At 47.5% G+C, this 24,345-nt stretch carries 24 protein-coding genes; all 24 read right to left on the bottom strand.

The window, feature by feature from the left end; all coding sequences use genetic code 11:
* Window positions 1–689: 689 nt before the first annotated feature.
* The 24 genes from GC093_RS23835 to GC093_RS23720 all read right to left on the bottom strand — a co-directional run bounded on the left by GC093_RS23835 (window position 690) and on the right by GC093_RS23720 (window position 24,329).
* Window positions 690–2,327: a CocE/NonD family hydrolase gene (locus GC093_RS23835; protein WP_171654397.1), complete on the bottom strand. Its 1,638-nt coding sequence runs from the start codon at window positions 2,325–2,327 to the stop codon at window positions 690–692.
* A 31-nt stretch (window positions 2,328–2,358) separates the two neighbouring features.
* Complete coding sequence (locus GC093_RS23830; RefSeq protein WP_171654396.1) at window positions 2,359–3,168, bottom strand: alpha/beta hydrolase family protein; 810 nt, start codon at window positions 3,166–3,168, stop codon at window positions 2,359–2,361.
* A gap of 23 nt (window positions 3,169–3,191) precedes the next feature.
* Window positions 3,192–4,184 (bottom strand): ABC transporter ATP-binding protein, encoded by a 993-nt coding sequence (locus tag GC093_RS23825; RefSeq protein ID WP_171654395.1) that lies wholly within the window; start codon window positions 4,182–4,184, stop codon window positions 3,192–3,194.
* A 12-nt stretch (window positions 4,185–4,196) separates the two neighbouring features.
* Entirely contained in the window at window positions 4,197–5,165 is a 969-nt protein-coding gene (locus tag GC093_RS23820) for an ABC transporter ATP-binding protein (RefSeq protein ID WP_216624777.1), read from the bottom strand.
* A gap of 19 nt (window positions 5,166–5,184) precedes the next feature.
* Window positions 5,185–6,114 carry an ABC transporter permease gene (locus GC093_RS23815; protein WP_171654394.1) on the bottom strand — a complete coding sequence of 310 codons (930 nt, stop codon included), beginning with the start codon at window positions 6,112–6,114 and terminating at the stop codon, window positions 5,185–5,187.
* Window positions 6,115–6,130: 16 nt separating this feature from the next.
* Entirely contained in the window at window positions 6,131–7,048 is a 918-nt protein-coding gene (locus GC093_RS23810; protein ID WP_171654393.1) for an ABC transporter permease, read from the bottom strand.
* 65 nt (window positions 7,049–7,113) lie between these two features.
* Window positions 7,114–8,649, bottom strand: coding sequence for an ABC transporter substrate-binding protein (locus GC093_RS23805; protein ID WP_171654392.1), 1,536 nt, complete (start codon window positions 8,647–8,649; stop codon window positions 7,114–7,116).
* A gap of 16 nt (window positions 8,650–8,665) precedes the next feature.
* Complete coding sequence (locus GC093_RS23800) at window positions 8,666–9,790, bottom strand: M20 family metallopeptidase (RefSeq protein ID WP_171654432.1); 1,125 nt, start codon at window positions 9,788–9,790, stop codon at window positions 8,666–8,668.
* A 16-nt stretch (window positions 9,791–9,806) separates the two neighbouring features.
* Complete coding sequence (locus tag GC093_RS23795) at window positions 9,807–10,658, bottom strand: MurR/RpiR family transcriptional regulator (protein ID WP_171654391.1); 852 nt, start codon at window positions 10,656–10,658, stop codon at window positions 9,807–9,809.
* A gap of 265 nt (window positions 10,659–10,923) precedes the next feature.
* Window positions 10,924–11,154, bottom strand: coding sequence for a hypothetical protein (locus GC093_RS23790; protein WP_171654390.1), 231 nt, complete (start codon window positions 11,152–11,154; stop codon window positions 10,924–10,926).
* Between the two features lie 21 nt (window positions 11,155–11,175).
* Window positions 11,176–11,322: a hypothetical protein gene (locus tag GC093_RS23785; RefSeq protein ID WP_171654389.1), complete on the bottom strand. Its 147-nt coding sequence runs from the start codon at window positions 11,320–11,322 to the stop codon at window positions 11,176–11,178.
* A 68-nt stretch (window positions 11,323–11,390) separates the two neighbouring features.
* Window positions 11,391–12,092 (bottom strand): RNA polymerase sporulation sigma factor SigK, encoded by a 702-nt coding sequence (gene sigK / locus GC093_RS23780; RefSeq protein ID WP_171654431.1) that lies wholly within the window; start codon window positions 12,090–12,092, stop codon window positions 11,391–11,393.
* 126 nt (window positions 12,093–12,218) lie between these two features.
* On the bottom strand, window positions 12,219–13,007 hold the full coding sequence (locus GC093_RS23775) for an SDR family NAD(P)-dependent oxidoreductase (protein ID WP_171654388.1): 789 nt from the start codon (window positions 13,005–13,007) through the stop codon (window positions 12,219–12,221).
* Window positions 13,008–13,167: 160 nt separating this feature from the next.
* On the bottom strand, window positions 13,168–13,959 hold the full coding sequence (locus GC093_RS23770) for an SDR family oxidoreductase (RefSeq protein ID WP_171654387.1): 792 nt from the start codon (window positions 13,957–13,959) through the stop codon (window positions 13,168–13,170).
* Window positions 13,960–13,978: 19 nt separating this feature from the next.
* Window positions 13,979–14,809 carry an HpcH/HpaI aldolase family protein gene (locus tag GC093_RS23765; RefSeq protein ID WP_246315138.1) on the bottom strand — a complete coding sequence of 277 codons (831 nt, stop codon included), beginning with the start codon at window positions 14,807–14,809 and terminating at the stop codon, window positions 13,979–13,981.
* A 40-nt stretch (window positions 14,810–14,849) separates the two neighbouring features.
* Window positions 14,850–15,791 carry a Gfo/Idh/MocA family oxidoreductase gene (locus GC093_RS23760; protein WP_171654386.1) on the bottom strand — a complete coding sequence of 314 codons (942 nt, stop codon included), beginning with the start codon at window positions 15,789–15,791 and terminating at the stop codon, window positions 14,850–14,852.
* 84 nt (window positions 15,792–15,875) lie between these two features.
* Window positions 15,876–16,847: an aldo/keto reductase gene (locus GC093_RS23755; RefSeq protein ID WP_171654385.1), complete on the bottom strand. Its 972-nt coding sequence runs from the start codon at window positions 16,845–16,847 to the stop codon at window positions 15,876–15,878.
* Between the two features lie 46 nt (window positions 16,848–16,893).
* Window positions 16,894–17,652, bottom strand: coding sequence for an SDR family NAD(P)-dependent oxidoreductase (locus GC093_RS23750; RefSeq protein WP_171654384.1), 759 nt, complete (start codon window positions 17,650–17,652; stop codon window positions 16,894–16,896).
* Window positions 17,649–18,977, bottom strand: a complete 1,329-nt coding sequence (locus GC093_RS23745) for an aspartate aminotransferase family protein (protein WP_171654383.1) — start codon at window positions 18,975–18,977, stop codon at window positions 17,649–17,651. Before GC093_RS23745 ends, GC093_RS23750 begins: the two co-directional genes overlap by 4 nt.
* Before the next feature lie 13 nt (window positions 18,978–18,990).
* Complete coding sequence (locus GC093_RS23740) at window positions 18,991–20,481, bottom strand: M81 family metallopeptidase (protein ID WP_312886599.1); 1,491 nt, start codon at window positions 20,479–20,481, stop codon at window positions 18,991–18,993.
* Window positions 20,482–20,557: 76 nt separating this feature from the next.
* Window positions 20,558–20,950 (bottom strand): RidA family protein, encoded by a 393-nt coding sequence (locus tag GC093_RS23735; RefSeq protein WP_171654381.1) that lies wholly within the window; start codon window positions 20,948–20,950, stop codon window positions 20,558–20,560.
* Window positions 20,951–21,022: 72 nt separating this feature from the next.
* On the bottom strand, window positions 21,023–22,132 hold the full coding sequence (locus GC093_RS23730) for an alanine racemase (protein ID WP_171654380.1): 1,110 nt from the start codon (window positions 22,130–22,132) through the stop codon (window positions 21,023–21,025).
* A gap of 27 nt (window positions 22,133–22,159) precedes the next feature.
* Window positions 22,160–23,305 carry a trans-sulfuration enzyme family protein gene (locus tag GC093_RS23725; protein WP_171654379.1) on the bottom strand — a complete coding sequence of 382 codons (1,146 nt, stop codon included), beginning with the start codon at window positions 23,303–23,305 and terminating at the stop codon, window positions 22,160–22,162.
* Window position 23,306: 1 nt separating this feature from the next.
* Window positions 23,307–24,329, bottom strand: a complete 1,023-nt coding sequence (locus GC093_RS23720; RefSeq protein ID WP_171654378.1) for a Gfo/Idh/MocA family protein — start codon at window positions 24,327–24,329, stop codon at window positions 23,307–23,309.
* Window positions 24,330–24,345 lie beyond the last annotated feature (16 nt).

The raw sequence follows: 24,345 nt of genomic DNA, 5'->3' as shown, positions 1-24,345 counted from the left end.
ATGCTCAAATAGGTCTACTGCAGTTCTCAAGCAGTGTAGCCACGTTCTTCATCGAGTTTCTACGTGATGGAAGTACTTTCTTCAGCGGATCACACGATTTGCTAGGGATCTTAAGTATGCATCTCTTGACGTTTTTAAAGCTGTCGACTTTAACGTGCTGGCAGGATTTCACATATATACGGTAAGGTTGACACCGCAAGCTGGAAACCCCGTCTTTTTTGTCACTGGTACTGTTACTTTCAGCGGTGCTGCCTATGCATTAATATAATTTCTGCTAAGTAATCCTGTAAAACGGCGGTTCACCGCATTAGCACGAACTAAAGATAAGCATTTAGTTAACTTTCACCTTACAGATGACGCCCATGCTGGGCGTACCAAAAGAGGAGTTCACGAATAATCGTGAACTCCTTATACCTGACTATATACTTGGTTTCAATAAAGTTCACTACTTTAACTATATAGGTTGAACTTTTCTCCTCTAATTCAGCTTATTGTCCTACAAGAGAGCTTTTACAAAGAATTAGAGGGATGTTTTCCCCAAAATGAAGGCTATCGAGCTCAAGCGGGCAAATTAGCGGGAGCTTTTCCAGTTCGCGTTTTCGAGTGCTTGCGTTGAGGTGTGCGGTGTTCCGATGCCTCGCCTATTGCTGTAGGGATGTTCTTTCACTCGTTCGATTCATTAGTTCAACTTATATAGTTTGAAGTGAAGAGACCCCTATTAAAGGTAATTTCAAGTTAGACGGATAATTAACATCAAGATAGACGGTTACGGTAGATGGATTCGGATTTAAACCTGGTCCTTGGGGTCCAACCTGTTCTTTAAGAGCCATACTTCCACCGGCAAGGCTTAACCTTATGCGATGGTTTGCAGTAAAAACATATGAAGTAGGAATCATTTCAATTACATACTGTTCAACCAATCCGGGAGTTATTCGCCTTGGATTTGATCGTGATTTTGCACGTGAAGCGTTAAGATAACCGGACGTCACCTGCCTAGATTTACCGTCAGGAGCAACATCTGTGATTTCCACAACAAAGTCGGTATCCTCTGACGTAGATTCAGCCCAGAAGGTAAAAATAATTTCTCCTGTAACCTCGGTTGCAATAGACAAAGGTCCGGTCGTCCAAGTAATAGCTTTCTCTTCAAATGACTGCTGATCAATTCGTAATATGCCATCCTTATTACTCCTCATTGTAGGCAGAAACGGTCCCGAAATCGGAGAATAACTGTATTTAACGCTGGACTGCCGCTCCTTGGGCAGGCTGGCGTCAAGTGAGCCATCATTCACACTTTTTATTGATTCGCTTAGTTTGTTTGTGAGATACAACGTCGCTAAATGAGTATCCGGAATCGGCCAATCCTTTTCATAACGCCATTTATTTGGACCCTGTATGTAGACCAGCACATTGTCATCTTTATCAACGCCATTATGAAGTCCAAGTAGGTAGCGATCGAACCAAAGTACCTGGTAATCTTTAAAGTCATAAGGCAAAAGGTTTTGAACCGAGTGATGAGCTCCCGCTCCGACGATAAGCTTGCTTTTTCCGCCAGCTGCTTTGAACTTTATATAGGACTTCAATGTTCCATGAATGATATAGTCGTTCCAACCGCCCGATATCAGGGCAGTAATGTCATGGTTCACGATCGTCTTCATATCTTCATCTAAAACGGACCGTTCATGCCACCACTCATCAAAATTTGGATGTTCTGTTGCGGAGGGATACTCTGGCTCACCCCGGGCAGCTCGCCCCGGTCCTGGTAACATGCCTCCCGGGTACCACATATAGTCATAGCAATCGCTGCAAGCAATTTCGGGACTGATAGCTTTTAAGCTCGGTGGAAGCTGTTTGGCTGTCTGCCATTGGCTTATTCCCCTCAAAGATTGTCCAACCATTCCAACGCTTCCGTCGGACCAAGGCTGCTTTGCCATCCACTCCACGAGTTCATATCCATCCTCTCCATACTTATTGAAGAGTGTGTTGTTACCCCCAGAAGTGCCCGAACCGCGCAAGCTTATGTGTAAAACGGCATAACCGTGCGTGGCTAAGTAACGCGATAAACCATCTTCTCTAGGCTGATTGATGTGCCCGTACCCATTGGCCAACACAATACATGGACAACGCTCCCCTTGAGGTAACTCAGGAAGGAACAGTCTCCCCCTCAGTACTATACCGTCTTTCATATTAATTGCCATATCTTCTTTAACGGTAACTGGGCAATGCTGGCGATAAATCGGCGGCACCTTTAACTCGGTTACCCAGTTACGGGATTCGGTCCCTTTTCCCATGGGTCCACTCAGTTGTTCTTTAGTTGCTGTTTCCTCCAAATTAATGCTTCTCCTTTTATCAGGTTGCCTTTTACTTCTCTATTTCTTTATTTCCGCAGCCAAATAAAAACTCAAGCACGTTTTGGCCCATCATTCCTTCCCCCATACATTGAACAAAGTTATGTGCGGATTTCGGAAGTGTTGCAAACCGGTATTCAGTTGTAAATCTTCTGGATTGCGCAGCCTGTTGAATGACTGTCAACCAACGGCGCCCTCTTTCCAACCGATTTGTTCCTTGCTGCTCATTAACTTCCGGACTTTGCCTTAATGATCCTCCAAGTTCTGTGTCCAATTCGCCCACCAGTACGCAAACGGGAATATGTAAGAAGTCGTCCAGCGTAATTGTAACACCGGATATTTCAGCGGGCAGTTGTATGCCCCGAGGATAAAGGACGGTCGTCTCCGGAAAAGTATACCAGCCGGCAGCAGCAACGACCAACCTAACGATACGCTCCGGATAAGCCATTGCATAGCGGTGAGCAAACTGTCCGCCTGCAGAGTATCCGAACAGGAAAATACTATCCGTATGTGCGCCAGTCAATTGTTCCACTTCACTAATAATTTTTTCTAGAGCAAGGTCGGGGCGCTCGCCTTGTCCGGTAAGCCCCAAAGTGTTGTAGTCTGCAAAACGCTCTTTCGAAAACAGCGGAACAACCATAACAACATCATATTTTTCTGCAAATGAAGCAAAATGGTTCGCATGTTCATCCGCATTTCGTGAGATACCATGTATAGAGACAAAAAGTTTCTTACCGATACCTCCGTTGGATGGCACGTATAAGTAATAATGCTGATCCGGGTCATCTTCCAGGTTTCTGTAATGTAACCCCGTAGTAATCATCGAGCTCCTCCCAAAGGCATATTTTAAAACCGCAGAGGAAAATGGCATGCTGCATAATGACCATCATCTTGACGTTCAAGCGCCGGCACTTTCGTACGGCAAATATCCTGCGCGTAAGGGCAGCGTGTATGAAAACTGCATCCGGACGGCGGATTCACCGGGCTTGGTAAATCTCCCTGCAAAATAACCCGCTTCTTTCTTTTTGTCGGGTCCGCGATCGGCACAGCAGATAACAGGGCCTCGGTGTAAGGGTGTTTTGGCGATTTAAACAGGGCGTCCCGATCCGCCAATTCAACGATCTTACCTAAATACATTACGGCAATCCGGTCGCTGATATGTTTTACCGCGGGCAAGCCGTGAGCTATAAAAACATAAGTCAATTGATAATCGCTTTGTAATTGCTTCAGCAAGTTCAAAATTTGCGCTTGAATGGATACATCCAGTGCAGAAACCGGCTCATCACACACAATCAATTTCGGCTTTAATGCCAACGCTCTTGCAATACCAATCCGCTGTCTCTGGCCACCGCTGAATTCATGTGGATGCCGATTCATATGATGCTCGCCAAGTCCCACAACTTTAAGCAGTTCGGCAACTCTTTCCTTCATTTCCCGGTTCCCGCATATGCGATGGACCTTAAACGGCTCGGCAATAATTTCCTCAACAGTCTTTCTTGGATTAATAGAAGAATATGGATCTTGAAAAATAATTTGAATATCCTTCCGGAATCTGCGCATTTCTTTAGGGTTGAGCCCGCATAAGTTCGTTCCGTTAAACCAAACCTCACCTTCGGTGGCGTCCAACAGCTGTAAAACCAGCTGCCCCAAGGTAGATTTGCCGCAGCCGGATTCCCCCACGATACCAAGCGTCTCACCTTGTTTAACAATCAGGTCGACACCATCAACTGCCCGGACATAGCTGGACTTTTTTGTGAAAATTCCCTGCTCAATCGGAAAATGTTTTTTTAATCCTTTTACTTCAAGGAGTGGCTTGGTTTGGATATCAATCTCGCTCATCGTTTCCCTCCTTTAGTCTTCAGCCTTTAAGCATCTTACACGGTGTCCATTCTTGATTTGGAGAAGCTCGGGTTTTTGACGCTCGCATTGCTCATCCGCCAAAGGACAACGGGGATGAAAAGGGCATCCGGCCGGCTTGTGCAATAAATTGGGTACACTTCCCTTGATTGAATACAAGACATCCTTCTGCTCTTCAATTTTCGGTAGCGACTCCAACAAACCCAGGGTATATGGGTGTCTTGGGTTAGCGAATAATTCCTCAACATCCGCTTCCTCCACCACTTCACCCGCATACATGACTAATACCCTGTCGGCCATCTCAGCTACAACACCCAGGTCGTGCGTAATGAGAATCATGCCAGTATCTTTTTCCTTGATTAATTTCTCCATCAGCTCTAAAATTTGGGCCTGTATCGTCACATCCAAAGCCGTGGTCGGCTCGTCGGCAATGAGCAGTTCCGGATCGCAGGAAAGCGCCATCGCAATCATCACTCTTTGCCGCATGCCGCCGGACAATTGATGGGGGTAATCATTAATGACCTTTTCGGGCCTGGGAATACCGACTAGCTTGAGCATTTCTATGCTTCGTTCCGTTGCCTTTTTTCTGCCCACGTTCTGATGAAGCTGGACGACTTCTCCCATTTGATCGCCTATCGTAAGCACTGGATTCAGGGAGGTCATTGGCTCTTGGAAAACCATCGATATTTTGTTGCCGCGAATATGCCGCATTTCTTTCATACTTAATTTGAGTAAATCTTGACCGCCATAAACAATTTCGCCCCCAACAATTTTACCGGGCTCAGAGACCAATCTCATGATAGAAAGAGAGGTTACGCTTTTGCCGCAGCCGGATTCGCCGACGATGGCCAACGTCTCACCCTTGGAGACGGAAAAGCTAACATTGCTTACCGAAGGCACGCTGCCTTCCGAAGTTATAAAATGAGTGCTAAGTTGTTTTACTTCCAGCAATTTCTGTATCAACGTAAATCACCTCGATTTCTTATCTGGAACCGCTGCTTTTTAAACGCGGATCAAGAATGTCCCGCAGCCAGTCACCGAGAAAAATAATGCCAAGTACGGTTATTGTTATTGCAGTCCCCGGGAAAGTGGCAATCCACCAGCTGGTGGCAATATAAGGCCGTCCGTCGCTTAGTACCGTTCCCCAGGTTACAGTAGGCGCTTGAACTCCCATTCCCAAGAAGCTTAACGAGGATTCGGAAATAATCGCCGAAGCTACACCGGTCGTTGAAATAACCGTAATGCTGGAAATGATGTTAGGTAGAATGTGTGAAAAAATAATTCGCGAGTCGCTCGCCCCTATCGCTCTCGAAGCCCGCACAAATTCACGTTCTTTGATGCTGAGCACCTCTCCACGTACAACCCGCGCATAGGACGTCCAGCCCAGGACGCCAAGCACAAATATAATCGTGAAAACCCCAGGTCCCACCACCATCATGATTACAAGTAGAAAAAGAAGATGTGGTATACCGTGAAAAGCATCGACGGTCCTCATTATGACACGGTCAATCCATCCGCCATAATAGCCAGAAATAAGCCCTAGAACGACACCGATTACGCCAGCGACGACAACGGCGCATACTCCTACAAGGAGGGAAATTTGCGAGCCATAGATAAGTCTGCTCAGCATATCTCTTCCCAAGTTGTCCGTGCCAAGCGGGTATTCGGGCGACCCGCCGTCCATCCAAGACGGAGGCAACAAACGTACTTTCACATTGGTTTTCACAGGATCATGAGGTGCCAAAACAGGTGCAAAAACAGCCATACAGCACATAATCAATACGATAATGAGCCCGACAATACCCGTCTTGCTGTTGAACAGCGATTTGGTCGTTTTCTTCCATATATTGTTGCCTGCTCCCTTAGATATGGCCGGCAGCAGTTGGGATTGTGTCTCGTTGGAAATAGACATCTGCTTCTTCCCTTCATTAGTTGTATTTAATCCTTGGATCCAAGTACCGGTAAAGGATATCGGCAAAAAGATTACATATAACGACGATAATCGAAATCACAAATACCGCTGCCTGAACAATGGCCATATCTTTCGTGTTGACTGCCTGGATAATCAATTGTCCCATTCCTGGCCATGCAAATATCGTTTCTGTAATAAGCGACCCGCCGAGCAATCCCGATAGATCCATTGCAATAACGGTAACTACCGGAAGCAAAGAGTTGCGTAACGCGTGTTTACATACCACCACCGTTTCACTTAACCCCTTACTTCGTGCCGTACGTACATAGTCTTGGCTTAAAACTTCCAGCAGATTGGAACGTATTAATCGGGTTAATTTTGCTGCAAGCCCTGACCCGAGCGTAATCGCCGGTAAGATTAAGTGGGCAAAACCGCCGCGTCCCGAAACCGGAAACAAGCTCATTTGCACCGAGAAAATCAAAATAAGCATGATGGCCACCCAAAAGTTTGGAGCTGCCTTTCCCAAGACGGAGAATCCGGTAATTACAATATCCCATACCGAATTTCTTTTCAGAGCCGAAAGTATGCCTAAAGGGAATGAGATAAGGATTGCAACTAGTATCGAAGCTATACTTAATTCGAGACTGGCGGGGAGCCGTTCGAGCACGATGGGCAAAGCTTGTTGATGATAACGGAACGAATTTCTGAAATCACCTTGAACGATGCCGGACATAAAACGGTAAAATTGTACATATACCGGTTGGTCCAGTCCCAGTGCAGCGGACAGCGCAATCCGATCGGCCTCCGTTGCATTTTCCGGCAGCATTAACGCTACAGGATCTCCGGATACATGCACCAAAAGAAACACGATTAAGGATATCAAAAGTAATAAAGGAATCAGTTGAAGTACCGATTTGAAAATATAATTTTTCATAAATCCACTCCTGTGTCGGTTAAAAGTGAGAAGGGAGAATAATCATCTCGCCTCCTCTTGTCGAATTACTTTTTCAAACTGATTTCGTCTACATAGAGCATTTCGTCGATACGCGGATTGAATTCGATTATGTCTTTTACAGCATATATTCCTTTAAGCTGCAGCAGTGGGATAATAGGGCGATCTTTAGCGATCATCTGCTGAAGGGTTTGGAACTCCTTCTCCCTTGAGGCTAAGTCCATGTTGGATTCAGCATGGTTATAGATTTTATCGAATTCCGGGTTTTTATAATCAGACTCACCAGTAGACTCCTGAGAAGTCAGAGCACCGTAATCGCTGGCCGGATCGTTTAAAGAGCTGGAAATACCGTTCATCCGAAGACCAGCAAAAGATTTAGCCGATTTTTTCTCGTTAAACTTGCTTGTTTCCAATATTTCCAACTTTACTTTAATGCCGACTTCCTCAAGCATCGCGCCTACTAATTCGGTCATCTCTTTATCTTTTAAGTATTGACCGTTACCGGAAGAAATCGTAATTTGGAGATTGTTTTCAACGCCCGCTTCTTTAAGAAGCTCCCTCGCACGCTTAGGGTCATACAAGGATGTGTTGTAGAGTGAAGTCTCTGAACCTGGTGTGCCAGCAATCGTAATAGTGCGTGTCGGGATGGCACCGCCTTCATAAATCTTGTCGACAATCGCTTTATCATCAATGGCTAAATCAATCGCTTCCCGTACTCTTGGATCTTTAAATTCAGGCTTGCCAGTCGGTACGATCCAATATAAAACCCGTTTTGTAGGAGCTTTAATTACATGAGTCCCCTTGTTGTTGTCAACACGTTTCGCATCGGCAGGTGGAATATCAAGCGCGATATCGATACCTCCTGTCAATAATTCCGCTACACGTGTAGATTCTTCAGGAATTACACGGAACACAACTTGATCCCATTTGGGCGTACCGCCGAAGTAATCCGGGTTTTTTTCGAGCACAATTCGGTTATCTTTAGACCACTCTTTATATTTATAAGGACCGGTTCCAACAGGATTTTTTACAAATTCGTCTATTCCTTTTTCTTCGATATATTTCGACGGCAGCATACCAGAGCCAAGCCGTGAAATCCGGTTAAGCAATATAGGATCCGGTCCATTTGTAATAATGTCTGCGGTGTAATCGTCGACAATTTTTACTTCTTTAATTTGTCTGTAATTACGATTGTCCGTAAACTTGGCGTCCTTAGCTATTCTTTCCAAAGAGAACTTCACGTCTTTCGCCGTGAATGGGTCGCCATTATGAAATTTAACGTTTTGTTTTAATTTTAATCTCCATGTAGTCGGCTCTACGTTTGCCCACGATACCGCCAATCCCGGCTGAATTTTTTGATCTTTGTCTTTAATGACCAAATAATCAAAAACGTTTACAAGTACAGAACCCGTTAATGTATTCCCGGTTCTGTGAACATCAAAGCCGTTAATATCTTTCGTTATTCCAATGGTTAAAACTTTAGGGCCGTTGTCGCTGTTAGCCGTTTGTTTGCCGGTACAACCCGCGACCATTAGCGCTAACACTAAAGTACACAGTAACTGCAGTTTTACGAATTTCCTCATTTTTATGTCCCCCTGACTATAATCTTGATAAAAGCTTTGCAAAAAGTGCGGTTCGCACAGGAAGCTGGCTAAGCAAAATATGCTCATGTTCGGCGTGCGGGCCTTCTCCCACCGCCCCAATGCCATCTAATGTGGGTATGCCAAGCTGTGCCGTAAAGCTGCCATCACTACCGCCCCCAGCCGCCGTTTCTTCTAAAACCAAACCCAATTCTGCTCCGCATAAGGCTGCCTTCAGAAACAATTGTTCGGTTTGGGCGGTTCTCACCATGACCGGCCGAGTTATTCCTCCATGGACGGATAAGGAGATCCCAACTAGATGCGGCTTTATCCCATGGATAAGGCTGGATATCCGTTCAGCTTCTTCCCTACTTGTCATGCGCGCATCAACATGGATTTCAGCTTGATCGGCTACTATATTAGCGCGAGTACCCCCATTGGCAACACCAACATTAATTGTGGTTCCTTTGGAATAATTGGTTAACGAATGAAGATACAAAATTTGATGTGCCATTTCTTCAACAGCGCTTATTCCATCGTCATGATGATTTCCGGAATGAGATGCTATACCTTTAATCTTTATGGTATATCTTCCCACTCCCTTACGGGCTGTCTTCAAAGCGCCTGTATGAGCGGCGGCCGGTTCAGGAACAAGAACTACCCGACTAAGAATCGCTTCCTTTTCGATCAGGTCACGTGATGTTATGCTGCTTATCTCTTCGTCACTGGTACATAAAAATACAATCTTGTGACGGATCGGAACACCTAAGTCCTTGCATGCTTTGACAGCCCATATTACTTGGATGATTCCGGCCTTCATATCCAAAATGCCCGGACCATAAGCTTTATTACCTTCCAGCCGAAAACTCAGTCTGCCTGCTTCCCACACGGTATCAAAATGGGTAAGTATCAAAATTTGTGAATCTCCATAACCGTATGTAAAACGCAAATGATCGCCGGTTGTTTGTTGGGGCAGCACTTCAGCTTCCAATCCGAGACGGCTTCGAAAAAGCGCTTTCATTACTTCCCCGCATTGATCGACCATTTCCTTTTTATGCGAAGGAGACTCCGCACACACCAAGAATTCAAGATCTTCCATAATTAGATGCTTCTTATTCTGCAGATACTGTAAAACTTCATCCATGTCGGCACCTTCCGGTTTATTCAAATAAAATGTCGTGGTTCGAGTAAAACTCCTCCAATTTTTGCAGACGCTTTTTGACTTGAATATTCTCTTTGGTTCTGACTCCAACAACAATGAGATTCAAAAGGCTGATCACAGAAGATATGGAGTTATATCCGGTTTCATCCCTATTCGCATTCGTTATCAGCGTCAGGTCGGAAATACATCCAATAGGGGAAAGTTTATTATCCGTCACCGATATTATCGTTGCCCCCTGCTCTTTGGCGCTCTTTACAAACTTATAGGTTTCTTTGGCATAACGGGGAAACGAAATGGCAAGAACAACCGAGTTCTCCGTCATGCTGAGCAGCGTCTGAAAAATGTCACCGTTCATTGGAACAAGACTGACATTATCGCGTAAATATCCCAGGGTACTGGCAAACCAACTTGCAGCCGAATATGACGAACGAAATCCGACAACCGCAACTTTATCCGCTTCGATAATCCGACTGATAACGTTTTCTAAATTATTCAAATCAAGCTGATTTTTAGTTTGTTTTAAAATTTTAATATCATTTTCAAGAATTTGTGCAAACAGATTGCTCTCATAGGTTGATTCCATGTCTTTATCATGCTCGGTTTGATGATTATTCTCCAAAATTTGCTCACGAATATGATTTTGCATTTCTGAAAAACTGTTATATCCCAACGCATAAGACAAACGGATTACGGTCGTTTCACTAACATTCGTGTCCCTGCTTATTTTAGCCAAAGTACCGTAACTGCACCTTTCCAGGTTTTGCAGAATATATTCAGCGACCTTTCTCTGACCCGGAGAGAGTCCATCATATTTCCCCTTTAATAAATCCTCAAATATTAACTGTTTCACCCACCCACCACCAAAAGAATTATTTTCTTCATAAATTAACTATGAAGAATTTATTTCTTCACAATCATAGCATACTCTTATTTATAAATACAGCAAAATTTTTGTTTTTTCTCAATGAAAGAAAGCACTAAAAAGCGACCGAGCAATCATCGGTCGCTGGACTTATTATCGTTTTCATCTAAATACATCACAAGTGGCTTTTTTTGAATTAGCTCTTAGGGAGCTAGCTTGGAATCTGTTTTTCCGGGCGTTATGTTGAGCAACTCTATCGTTCTAAAGCCTTAGAACATCGAATTTCTTCATTTCGATTCATGTTTTCTCCACACTGAAGTTCTTCCATTTTCCACTCTAATTTCCTCATATATTCAAGTATTTCATATTGTGTTCTTTCCGAAATAAACCCTGGTACTCCTTTCGTTTCAATCTGCATGATTTGCTCAAAATCTGAACTTTTCTTAGTAATCTGGTTACATCTAGTATTTTTAAATTTAATCAAAATTTTCTGAAAACACTCCCATCACTCAAGTCGGTTATGTAGGAGCATAAGTTTATTGTAATGATCACAGTCGCCTGTAAATGGATAATTGTAATACTGTTTGTTATATTCTATCGTCCCTTTCATACGTGAGATGTTATCTTCAACAAGGTCTATTAGCTCGTCCATTATTTTATCTCCTTTAACAAAGGTCATGCAGCCTACTCCAGAGCAGGCTGCACATCATCATACTACTATTACCGCTTCACCTTATAAAACTCATGATACAGCTTCATCAGAGCCCGCTTCTCTATCCTTGATACGTAGCTGCGGGAAATCCCAAGCTCCTTAGCTATCTCCCGCTGAGTCCGCTCCTCGCCCCCAGCCTCCAGCCCGAATCGCCCGACTACGACCTCTCGCTCCCGCTCATCCAAAATATCCAAATTTCTGTATATTTTCGATTTTTCGATTTTGAGCTGCACTTTATCTACAACATCATCGGCTTCCGTTCCGAGAATGTCAATCAATGTAATCTCATTGCCTTCTTTATCCGTACCGATAGGGTCATGCAGCGAAACATCCTTACGCGTTTTCTTCAGAGAACGTAAGTGCATCAGAATCTCATTTTCTATACAGCGAGCAGCGAAAGTAGCCAATTTGGTTCCTTTATCTGGTGAAAACGATTCGATAGCTTTTATTAGCCCAATCGTTCCAATTGAAATGAGATCCTCCAGATCCTCACCTGTATTGTCGAATTTTTTGACTATATGCGCCACGAGCCGTAAATTATGCTCAATCAATAAATTACGGGAATGCTGGTTGCCTTCGGCCATTAGACGTAAATGCTTTTCTTCTTCAGCTTCGGCGAGCGGTTGTGGAAATGCATTGTTTTTTACGTAAGAAACCAACAACATTAATTCTTTTATAAATAAGGCTATAGCAGTGAAGAAACCTGGCACAGCAGCCACCCCCATGATGAGATTAGTAACATAATATGTGGGCCGCTGCCTATAAGTGCCTGTACGCCCAAAAAATACTACAGCTCCGCGACTTAATATACTCAAATGATCTCTTTTTCTTCCATTTCATTTGGCTGTATATCCCCCGTCAACAGGGAGATTCGTTCCGGTTACATATAGAGAGGCATCGGAAGCAAGAAAGACGATGGGCCCCCAAATATCGTCCGCTTTAGCCATGCGTCCAAGCATGGTTTTAGCATTATACCTTTCAACGAACTCGGCAGTATTTTTTTCCGTTTGATAGCCGCCCGGAGAAATACAGTTGCACCTAACCTGCTTAGCGCCATAATAGCTGGCTATAAATCGGGTAAAATTGATCATGCCTCCCTTGTGAAAAAAATAATCGGGAATCATACCATTACTCGACAGCCCCTCATACAGACTTGGATCCGGTCCGACCATCCCCTGGATTGAGCCTATGTTAATAATCGACCCTCGACCTTTTTCCGCCATCCAATCTCCGATGACCCGTGTAAGCTCAAATAATCCAGTTGCATTGACGGCCATGCTACGAGCGAATGCGTCTAATGGGCTGTTAAAATGGGACATGGTACGCGCAACTGCATTGTTCACGAGGACATCGCATTTGCCGGCTAAAGCTTCCATTTTCTCCCGGATGTCTGCTATGGTGTCTAATTGCTCTTGATCGAATTGAATGGCTTGAACGTTTAAGCCTAACTTGTAAAAATCAGCTTCAATTTCTTTAAACCGCGATTCCTCTCGTGAGGTTATGAAAACATCGCCTCCCGCTTGAGCGCAGGCAATTGCAATCTGTCTACCGTATAAGCCGGCGCCTCCCGTTATCAAGACGGATTTACCGGCTAATGAAAAGCTGTTCAACACATGGGAATTCAAATTATCTCCCTCCCTCTCGAACCAAATGCTCTGACGGGTCAAATTTAATCAATGTAAAATGTTCAACGCCCTAAAGAGTGCTGCAAGCAATCTCAATCAATGTGATAGTGCAAGATGGTCTTTTGTTCCCTCTGTCGGAAAATGGTTACTAGATCGTTCGTTACCAAGCGGTCCAGCCTCCGTCAACCATCAGGTTTGCGCCTGTCATATAGCTAGATGCGTCTGACGCGAGCAGAAGCACGGCTCCAGCCACCTCACGCGGCTTCCCAGGTCTGCCCAGCATCGTCTTCGCGGAGAGCCTCTCCAGAAAAGCAGCATTTTCGCTCACCGCCGTATTTGGAAAGGGGCCGGGTGATATGCTGTTGCAGCGGATACCATATTTCGCTAAATGTGCAGCGCTATACTTGGTCAGTTGAACGACAGCGGCTTTACCAGCGCCGTAGTTGGGAGGATTATTAGCTCCACTGTCCCCATAAATGGACGGATCGGGTGAGACGACTCCATACATAGAGGCGAAATTAATTATCGAGCCGCCACCGCTTCGCCTCATGTAAGCAATCGCCTCCCTCGTGCAGCGGAAGGCTGTACCCGCAGCGCCGTCCAAGCCCATATTCCATACCTCATCGGTCATAAATTCAAGCTCTGCCCCCTTGCCATATCCGGCTCCGTAGGTAGCGCAGTTGATCAGAACGTCCAGCTTGCCGCTCGCTTGATCATGAAGACGCAGCATTTCGCGGATCGATTCGGTGCTTGATAAATCGCATAGGAGATGCCTCAGCCGCCCTTCTTGAGCCTCTTGTTCCAGAGCAGGGCTGGAACGGCAAGCAATATCCGCGATCGTAACCTCTGCGCCGAATTCAAGCAGTGCTTCGACTAGAGCGGAACCCAAGAAGCCTGATCCTCCGGTGATAACTACGCTTTTATTGTGTAAATCGAACAGCTCTTTGTACACCGGTTCTCCCTCATTTCCATTAGCTTGTAGTGGAACCGTATATCGAATCAGCGGACACGGATTCAGTACTGTGTGAGATCCCTTTTGCAATACCGCTCAAATACTGACTGAAGCCGACCGCATCCGCACCTACACTGATAAAGCGATAGCCCATAGCGGTCAAATCATTCAAATTGGCTATACTTCCTACGGTGCCTGCATATTTCCCATGCTTCTGAGCCAGTCGCGCGATGTTCTCGCGTGTTTCCTTAAGCTGCGGTTGATCCCACTCGCCCGGCGCGCCGATCCCTTGACTGAAATCTCCCGGACCAAAGAAGATCATATCCAAGCCGGGCAGGGCGATAATGGCTTCCAGCTCGGGGAGCGGCTCGGGATCTTCAATCTGCAGCACGTTGAATCTTTGATCATTCGCTTGCTTCATATATTCAGCCAAATCCAGATTACAGTAAGCCCCATCCGCATTTCCCCCGTCCAGCGGCCTTCTGCCGACAGGATGAAACTTCGTATAATGGATGACCTGCTTGGCATCAGCCAAATTCATAATATGCGGGACCATAATTCCTGCAGCATCCATCTCAAGCGGGCGGATCATATCGCTGTAGCTGCCTCTTGCCACCCGAACAAGCACATCCACATCATAAGCTTTGGCAGCCCATATCTGCCGCTCAACAACGGAAAAATCATTAGGGACATGCTCCATATCCGTCCATAAGCAGTCCACACCGGAAAATCTTGCCGCCATCTCCGATATTCTCGGATCAGCTAAGTTCAACTTTAACGCGATTGCCGTTTGTCCGCTGCGCAGCTTGCGCAGCACTCTGCTCGGCCTCATAGCCTGTTGGTTGCTCAATCCAATACCCCCTTCAACTCATTAAAATTCAGAACCCGGATCAATCCGCTGTAATCTCCTCCAGCATAACAACCCTGCCGCCCTCCTCACGGCTACGTGTTCCTGCGATGAGCATTCGCATCAGCTCTTCCGTTTCGCTGAAAGGAAACGGAAGCTCTCCCGTTTGCAAATAACTGACAAATGCCTCCAGCTGAGCTTTGAAGGAATAGAAGGTATCCTGCAGCGCCGCAGCAGCATTACCTTTCGTTCCACAAAGCTGGAGCAGTCCGAACGCACCATACATATCTTCAATTGCCGCTACAACCACATCGCCATGAATCCGATGCTTGAACAATACAATATTCCGCTCTTTGGTTCCGCTGTTCTGAGCGGAAATAAATCCGGGACCAAGAATAGGATAGATGGACTCCAATGCGTGAATCCCGTATCTTTCCCAGCTTTTAAAGGTGGTTACACTGGAAAAGCGAAGCTCTCCTAACTCATGAATGGAAGCGCGATAAGGCATAAATTCTTTGCAATAACGCATACAGCTTGAGGACATTATCCTCGCTCCGTCACGTACCCAGCGGGAAAATTGCTTGAGATCACACTCATTGTCGGTCAATGGCTTATCGACAAACACCGGCACCCCAGCTTCAACAAAGGGGCGGCAGCGCTCTACATGCTCAAATCCGATATCGGTGGTGATCAATACGCCATCCACCTGCCCGATCACATCCTCAGGTCGTTCTACTACATTTGGAATCAGCGAACATTGGGCAACATGCTCAGCCTCCTCTCGCTTATCCGTCCAAATGTGAGTAATACAGGCACCGGGAATTTGCAGCTTCTCCTTGGGCTCCTTCTCTAGATATCGCGGAATGCCCGGATACGGGCATTCCTCCATGATTTGCGGGTTATACCCATTAAATATGGCACTCCAGGAATAAGGATGCCCATTGCCATCTACCATACCGAGTACGGCAAGTTTAAGCTGACGCATAAAATCCCTCCTTGTTATTCATCAGCTCCCGACTGTTTAATCTGCACTAGAGCTCAAGCATTTCCGTGCGGGATAGGGTACTGCTTACGAGCGTTGACCTTCATGCTTGTTCCAAACATTCCAAAGCGCTGGAGTAATCAGATACTCGGGTACATTTGCAAATTGCTGCCGGATTAACTCCCGCGTTTCTTCATGCAGCGGCCTTACATTCAACAGCCGTAAATTTTCACGAACCTGCCCTTCCGTTTCGGCCCCTATAAGAACACTGGTCACACCGGTAGTGTAACGGACATAGGAGAAGGCAAATTCAGCAATGGTCATGCTCTCAATTTCAGCCAGCCGGTGAAGCATCCTCAGCCATGGGGCTGCGCTTGCCAGATGGTCAGGAAGCTTCTCTTCATCCATAAATAGAAGCCCCTGCAGGTAAGCGCTCCTTGCAAGCACCTGTTTGCCGGAATCTCTCAATCTCTCTAATCCCCCGGTGCGAATAAGGCGCTGATCCCATACATTGAGCGGAATTTGCACGATTTCATAAATCTCATCTTGGAGGGTCTCCCACAGCTCATCAAGCTCATGGTCTACATGCACACCTAGGGAAACTCCTACTTTACCGATCCGGCCATCCTGAACGCTCTCGCGGAGCAATTGAGTCGTTTCCGCACCGTATTCCTTAAGCATCAGCGGCGTGTGAAGAAGCAGCGCGGGGATTCGCGAAACCTCCAATCTGGCGGCCCGCTCCTTCAAAACTTCATCCAATTGCTTCCGTAATTCATTCATAGTCAAACGGGGCTTTTCATCATGCAGGCTCCATTTGGAAATAATAAACGGCTTCTGTTTGCTCGAAAAATAGTGTCCCAATACTAACTCTGAGCTGCCATAGGAGGGCGCTGTGTCAAAAGAGGTGATTCCTCCCGCAATTGCGGCATCCAATATTAGGCGGGAACTTTCCATATCCGGTTGTCCGGAGCTATTGGCTATTCCGTAAGGAAGACCCAGCTGTACAGTGCCCAGGGTAATAGGTGAAAAGTACACATCGGATTTCGCAAAATAATCCATCCTCACTGAACCCCCATTTTCTATTGAAACTGAAGGAATACTTCCTCTAGGACAGCTTAATCAGCTGCCCCCCATCCACTACCAAGCAATGCCCTGTCATATATCGCGAATCATTCGTGGCCATAAACAGCGCTGCATCGGCAATCTCCTCCGGCATCCCCGCTCTCCCCATTGGGATTGTTTTCAAATAAGGCCCGTAAGCGGTGGGGTTGTCGATGAGCGGCTTCGTCAGCCGTGTTTCGATAAAGCCCGGGCATAGTGCGTTGACCCGAATCCCGTAAGGAGCCAGCTCCAGCGCCATGGACATGGTAAGCAGATTAATGCCACCCTTGGTTGCATTGTAATGGGCCTGATCCCCTTCAGCTGCCAATCCGTTGACGCTGGACATATTGATGATGGAGCCCGCTTTCCCCTGTCTTACCAGCTCTTTCGCAACCGCTTGCCCAGTTAAAAAGGTACCCTTCAAATTAATAGCCATATGTCTATCCCACTCTTCCTCTTCCAGATCAAGAAAAGGAGCTGGCTTGCATATACCCGCATTATTGACAAGCACATCTACGGTGCCCCAACGCTCCAGGACGGTGTCAACCATGCGGCGAACGTCGACATTATACTGAACGTCCCCGTCAATCCAGATCGCTTCACCGCCTGCCGTTTCTATCTCTCCCGCTGTCTCCTGGAGCATGGTACGATTGCGACCGGTTATGGCAACCTTCGCACCTTCCGATGCAAACCGTAAGGCCGTCGCTTTGCCAATACCGGTCGAACCGCCGGTAATCAGTGCTACTTGCTGCTTCAGCCTCATTGTACAGAGCCTCCTCGTAGAGTATTGAGCGCTCTGTCCATGGCTGAGAGTGTTTCGTCAATCTCCTGGTCCCCATGCGCAGTCGAAACATACCATAGACCATTGGAACGGACCAGAACTCCCTCCTCCAGCAGACCTGCTGCGAATTCGGTATATCTGGCTGCATCCCGCTTATTGAATGAAGCGAAATCCTCAACCTTCAGCTCATCGGTAAACATCATATGAAAAACAGGGCCTGCCTGATTGATGATTCCCGCAATTCCGTGCTTGACGAGCAGCCTTCGAATCCCCTCAACCAATCTAACCGCTGTCTGCTCCAGCTGCTCATAGACAGCACCTCCAGCTTTTGACAGCTCAGAGATGGTCGCAAGTGCCGCGGAGGTAGCTATACAGTTACCGTTCAAGGTCCCAAGGTGACTTACTGTCCCGTTCCCTACGAGCTCCATCAATTCCTTGCGGCCAGCAACTGCACTGATGGCTATCCCTCCACCGAGCGCTTTGCCGATCGTAACCAAATCCGGCTTCAGCCCGAATTTACCATGGGCTCCACCGAGGCTTAGCCGGAAGCCCGTGATCACTTCATCAAGAATCATGACAATATCCAGCTCTTCCGTCAGTTTTCTCATCAGCTCAAGATAGCCGGGCTTAGGTAGAATACATCCGGAGTTGCACATAACCGGCTCGGAGATGACCGCCGCAATCTCATGCCCATACCGCCGAAGTGTCTCCTCTAGCGCAGCTGAATCATTCCATGGCAGCAGAAGGATATCTTCCAAGGCTTGCTGGCTTTGGCCTTCTGTTCCCGGAAAGATCTGATTGTCTGAGTCCAAGACGGATCCGAATTGCCTCATATCAGAGCTCGGGAACGAAGTGAAGATCGAGTCTGCCCAACCGTGATAATGACCGTGAAAACGAACGATTTTCCGTTTGCCGTTATAGGCTCTGGCCAATCTCAGCGCCAGCATGACTGCTTCCGTGCCGGAACCGCTCAAGACGACTTGCTCCGCGCAGGGCAGAGCTTCCGTTAGCCTGCGGGCCAGCTCGAATTCCCCAGTATGCTGAAGACCGAACGTAGTACCGCATTTCAGGGCAGCATGGATGCTATCCGTGATGGCTGGGTTACTGTGACCTAACAGCAGCGGTCCGTAGCCAAGCAGGTAATCAATATACTCATTGCCATCTACGTCGCTAATCCGCGGACCTGAGCCTGCCGCAGCAAACAGCGGGACAGGCTTCATCGCGCTTCTTAGGGAGCTCGACACTCCTCCAGCCAAAAAGGCTTGAGACTCGGCGTAATTTACTCTGGATTTATCTAAGGTCTTCATGCTCATTCCTCCTCTACAGTCCAAGCCTGGGCTGAGGCTCTGTGTCCAACGGATAGACGGGCCTTTTCACGTTACAATATTGAAAATGATTAAGATTTGCGCTGCAGCAGCCCTGTGAATCCACATTGACTACATGCTTGGCGAATGGAGCGAATGCTGCCTGCCACGCGACCGCCGATTTAGCTAAAATAATTTTGAAATCCGCCGGCCACAAGCCGACAGATCTGACATGACCCAAATCCCATGGAGGCACCCGTTTCTCTGTCAGAATGACGGTTAGCAATCCGCATTGGATAACGGCAGATTTGCCCATCTCGGCTTGCTGACCCGTCATATAAGGTCCGACATGCCGGTAATGTCCGTCAAACAGCAGCCTCACCACCCCTCGGAGTGCAACCGGGTCGCCGTGCAGCGAATCCGTCTTGCCTCCCGTCATCTCAGCAAAGTCTCCACCAACTCCAGCCTTATAAGCCGCCTTAACTGCTGCAGGGTCACAAATGACGGCCAATGCCGTCTGCTTAGCTCCAACCAGCTCGGCTAACACAAAGGTAGCGTCTGCCGGAGCCCCTCCTCCTACGTTATCCGACCCTTCAGCCAGAATCACAGGCCCGTCGGGCCATGCTTGTGCTTCCTCTACGGCTTTCTTCGGTGAGACGTAGGCAACATCGAATGATTGCTTACGCTTCAATGCCAGCTTCACAAGCTCCTCCACATAGTAACCTGCCAGCTGTGAGTCTCCATCGGTAGTGACAATGAATGACATCCCCGCATCGGGCACATCGCTGTATGGGAAACCGCCGGATACGGTCACATTGAGTACTCTCGGGTCAGCTTCTATAACAAATGCCTGTTCCATTAACTCCTTCATACTGCCCTGCTCCGTCATCATTCCTTGTGGTACAACGAGCATACCCGTATGCCCGTAGGCAGCGGCAGGTTGGATCTCTCCGCGGACTTTTCGTACCAGCAGTTCAAGGGCTTCTACAGCCCGCTCATACATATCAATGTGCGGATAAGTATCATAACCGACAATCAGGTCCGCTTTTCGAACCATATCCGGACTGATATTTCCGTGAAGATCGAGCGTCATCACGATCGGGAACCCATCGCCTAGCTTGGCTCGCAGACCACGAAGACATTCCCCCTCATAATCCGGATACTGCGCCGAGACCATGGCTCCGTGCATAATGAGAAGAAGTCCGTCTGCAGTCTTGTCAACCGAAGCGATGAGTGCTTGAAGCAGTGCGTCCGCTGTAGATGCACTGACGATACCACTAGGAGTTGCCGCAGTGTACAAGCCTGGTTCAAGGAGCACGCCTTCCTTTTCAGCCGCAGCCAAGACGCCGCCCATCGTCGTACGTGTGCCGACATACCGTCGGCTGAACGCTTCTACTCCCTCCGACCATTCACTTTGAAACCGATCCAGCTCCGTCAATCCGGGAGCAAACGTATTCGTTTCATGCACTATTCCAGCAACCGCTATCCTAAGTTGGGTCCCTGTCACCTGTACACTACCTCCTCTAAAGCGCTCCATCCTGCATTTCCAGCTTAGCTGATAGCACTAACTATATAGCTTAGCTTTATTGATTACTGCGAATGGTCGGCGAATATGCAATGGCATCGATTTCCACAAGGTAGCTGCCAATAGAGCAGCCAATGGAGGTTCGTGCGGGAAACGGACGCTGCATAGCTCCTTCATAGGCTCTGTTGTAGCCTGGAAAGTCCTCCGCTCTAGATAGAAAAGCATTAATTTTCACTATATGATCTAACGTTAGTCCGGCTGTGCGAAGTATTGCTTCTATATTTCGCAGGCACTGCACCGTCTGCTCTTCAATGGTATCCCCTACCACCAAGCGGCTTTCCGGATCTACGCCTACCTGACCTGAGACATAGACGAAGTCACCGGCACATAAAGCTTGGGAAAAGGGAAGCGGAAATTCCGGCGCTTCAGCGGTATGCAATTGAATGGACATACGATTCACTCCTTTAATCTTTAATGGACGCGGACATGCAGCAAGCCATCGTACCTCCGCGTATAGCCAGTTTTAAGTAATTTGGCCTCTGCCATTGACTTGAATCATCCGTTCTATGTTACCTTCCCGCAAGCCGATCAGCTGGTCATGCAAATTAACTACTGCGCAGCAATGATTCGGAATGATGGACAGCCTGTCACCAATCCGAAACGTAATCCCGTCCGGAACCGATAAGATGCCGTGTTCCTCACTTAGACGTTCTATCCGAATTTCGGGATGCTTTGGAATTAAGCCAAAGCCGCTGCGGTGCGGACTGATGTCGTTGGTCAGCGTCTTCGAGCCTGCGTCGATGATTACCGTCCCCGGTCTTGGCGTACTGACGACTGTAGCCACTATACGCATGGCACATTCTCTTTCTTCGATTAGACCCGGATACAGCTGAGATCCGTCGCCGAATACGTAAGCTCCCGGTCTCATCTCTGTAATACCGGAGCCAGCCAGCTGCCCGATAAACTTTGAGGTTGGTGTTGAACCGACACTAAGCTCATTCACCTCAACCCCTTTTCTCCGTAATACGCGTTGACTTTCAATTAATGCTTCCGCTTCAGTTCGGGCAACCTCCAAACAATCATCAGGACTGCTCTTTCCGTAAGCATGCCCGGCATGGGTCATCAGCGCAGCCAGCTTGATTCCTCTTAGCTTGGCAATCTGGAGCGCTAGCTCCGCGGTCTCGTCTCCCGGTTGTTTACCACAGCGATTCAAGCCGCTATTCACATCCAAATAGAGCGGAATTCGCAGCTTCAATTGCTCTCCCAGCTCCGACAGACTATGGGCCGCTTCATAGCTGTCCACGCTGACGTAAACCGAAGCACGCTGCAGCAGCCTGCCTAGTCTTTCCAGCTTCAACCGTCCCACGATCGGAAAAGCTATCAATATGTCATCGATTCCGCCCTCAACCATCACCTCTGCCTCGCCGAGCTTGGCAACCGTAATGCCTGCGGCTCCATGACGAAGCTGCTCACCGGCAAGCCACAGGCTCTTATGCGTCTTCGTATGCGGCCTAAGACGTACTCCAGCCTTGGCAGCCAGTTCTGCTGTCCATCGCAAATTAGCATCCAGCCGATCAAGATCGATTACGATGGCAGGGGTATCCACGGATTCGGGAAGTGCTTGAAATGGCATCCAGCTCCCACCTTTCTTTTTAAGTAACTAAATCCTCCGTAGTGCTTCATGCAGGTCTTGCAACAGCGTTTGCGCTTCTTCCAATCCTACGGACAACCGGATTTGCGAATAGCTGAAGCCGCGTGCGAGCACTTCTTCCTCCGATCCCGACATCGCCGCTGCATAGATGATGCTTTCAAAGCCTCCCCAGCTGCCACCGATACTGATATGTCGAAGCGAGTCAATGAAAGCTCGTATGCCCGACTCATCTGCATTAAGCTGAAACGACATCAATCCGCTGCTACCGGACATTTGCTTCTTGGCCAATTCGTATTGACGGAAGTCCGTCAAGCCCGGGTAGCTCACTTCAGACACCTTGCTCTCCTGCTTCAAGAAAGCGGCAATTTGCAGCGCATTTTTTTCATGCTTTTCCATTCGCAGTGCCAATGTCCGAATTCCCCGTAATAATTTGGCTGACTCGTATGGAGATAGTACTGCCCCCAATTGAGGCAAAGCGGAGATCCATTCCCGCGAGCCAATTACAGCTCCGGCTACCAGATCGCTATGACCGCCCAAATATTTGGAAGCGGAGTGTATGACGACGTCTACTCCAAAATCCAATGGATTTTGAAAAACGGGGGTTGCCCATGTATTATCCATAACAACTATTATTTGATGCTGCTTGGCGAGCTCGGTAATGGCACGAACCGGCTGCAATTCAAAATGCCAAGAGGTCGGACTTTCGAGATAAATCAGCTTCGTGTTCGGTTGGATGGCTTCCTCAAATTCTTCTATCGTCTGGCCGGACACAAAGGTGGTTTCCACTCCAAACTTCTTAAAGGCGTTGCTTAGAAAATCGGAAACGCGACCATACACATTTTTCACAGTAATCACATGACTGCCCTGCTCCAAAACGCTTAAAAGGACGGTGTAAATCGCCGCAGTTCCTGAGGAAAAGCATTTGGCCTCTTCTCCCTTCTCAAGCTCTGCCAGCTTCTTCTCAAGCGCAGCCGTTGTCGGGTTCCCGTTTTTGCTGTAGCCGTAACGAAAAATGCTGCCTTCAGCCGCTTGTTTAACGGTCTCATAATTGGGATAACGGTAGATTGTATTTTCAAACACTGGCGGAATGACCGCACCTAACCAATCCTCGACATCGCCGTCAATAGACGTCACAATCTCTTGAACCCTTTTCAAGTCATCCCTCATACTGGTTTACACTTACCCTTTCAACAGATCCATTATTCAGATAGGAACGATTCAAGGCATCAGCTACATATAACGGATAAATTCCGTCTTCAAGCGTACACACTGGCTTGACTCCAGCGCGTAGTATCTGGACCAGGTGATCCGCAGCATTCACAATACTGCTGGATCGGCCATGCAGGCCTTGTTCTGTCTGCTCCAGCACCAGCTGTCTCACGTTCGTGAGCAAAGGGTGCTGTTCCGTAGCGTAGAAACGAATTTCATCACCGCTTTTGAGCATTTCGATTTTGCCCTTCTCCAAATATAGATCCATCTCAAACATTAGAAAATCACGGTCGTCAAACCCTTCCGCATAGCCGGCAACACTTCCGTTCTCCGCCGTAAATGTAAAGGAATAGGTCCAATCCTCCCGGTCATCCAGGTTCGTCGGAACCCGCTGCAGCACCTGGACGGTATCCATCTTGGCTGCTACGAAACGTACCAGGTCAAACAGATGGGAGCCATAATTGTAAATACCTCTTGTGTAGCGGAGATGAATTTTTTTAAGCTTACCGAAGCGTCCTGATTTCACTGCCTGACGCATTAGTGCGGCGCCCTCGCTCCATCTCCGGGAAAGATTGACGACCACTGTCCGGTTATGCTTTTCGGCTAATACCGCAATTCCCTCAGCCTCCTCAAGACTGGTTGCCACTGGCTTTTCCAGAAAAATCAGCTTTGCCGCCGATTGCTCGAACACGGTCTTCAGCAGCTCCAGCCTTACATCAGAGGGCGTACAAATACTGATCAAATCCAAATTACTTTCCTTCAACATCGCACTCAAATCGGTATAAAATTTCGCTTCAGGTGCGATTAACGCCAATGAATCTCCCTGCTCCTGACGAACGCCGGCTGCTGCGACATATTCAATATCCTTGTTTAAGTGATAAGCTAAGGAATGGCTTTGCGGTGTGGCCTTTCTGGGTATGTCAAACAGCAGTCCGATGCTGCCTAATCCAATTACCGCTGCGCGATACATGGTGCACCCCCTTTAA

It is taken from the genome of Paenibacillus foliorum, from assembly GCF_013141765.1.
GTDB lineage: Bacteria > Bacillota > Bacilli > Paenibacillales > NBRC-103111 > Paenibacillus_S > Paenibacillus_S foliorum.
Note: the sequence above shows the minus strand (reverse complement) of the source record. Positions and strands in the feature narration are given on the sequence as shown.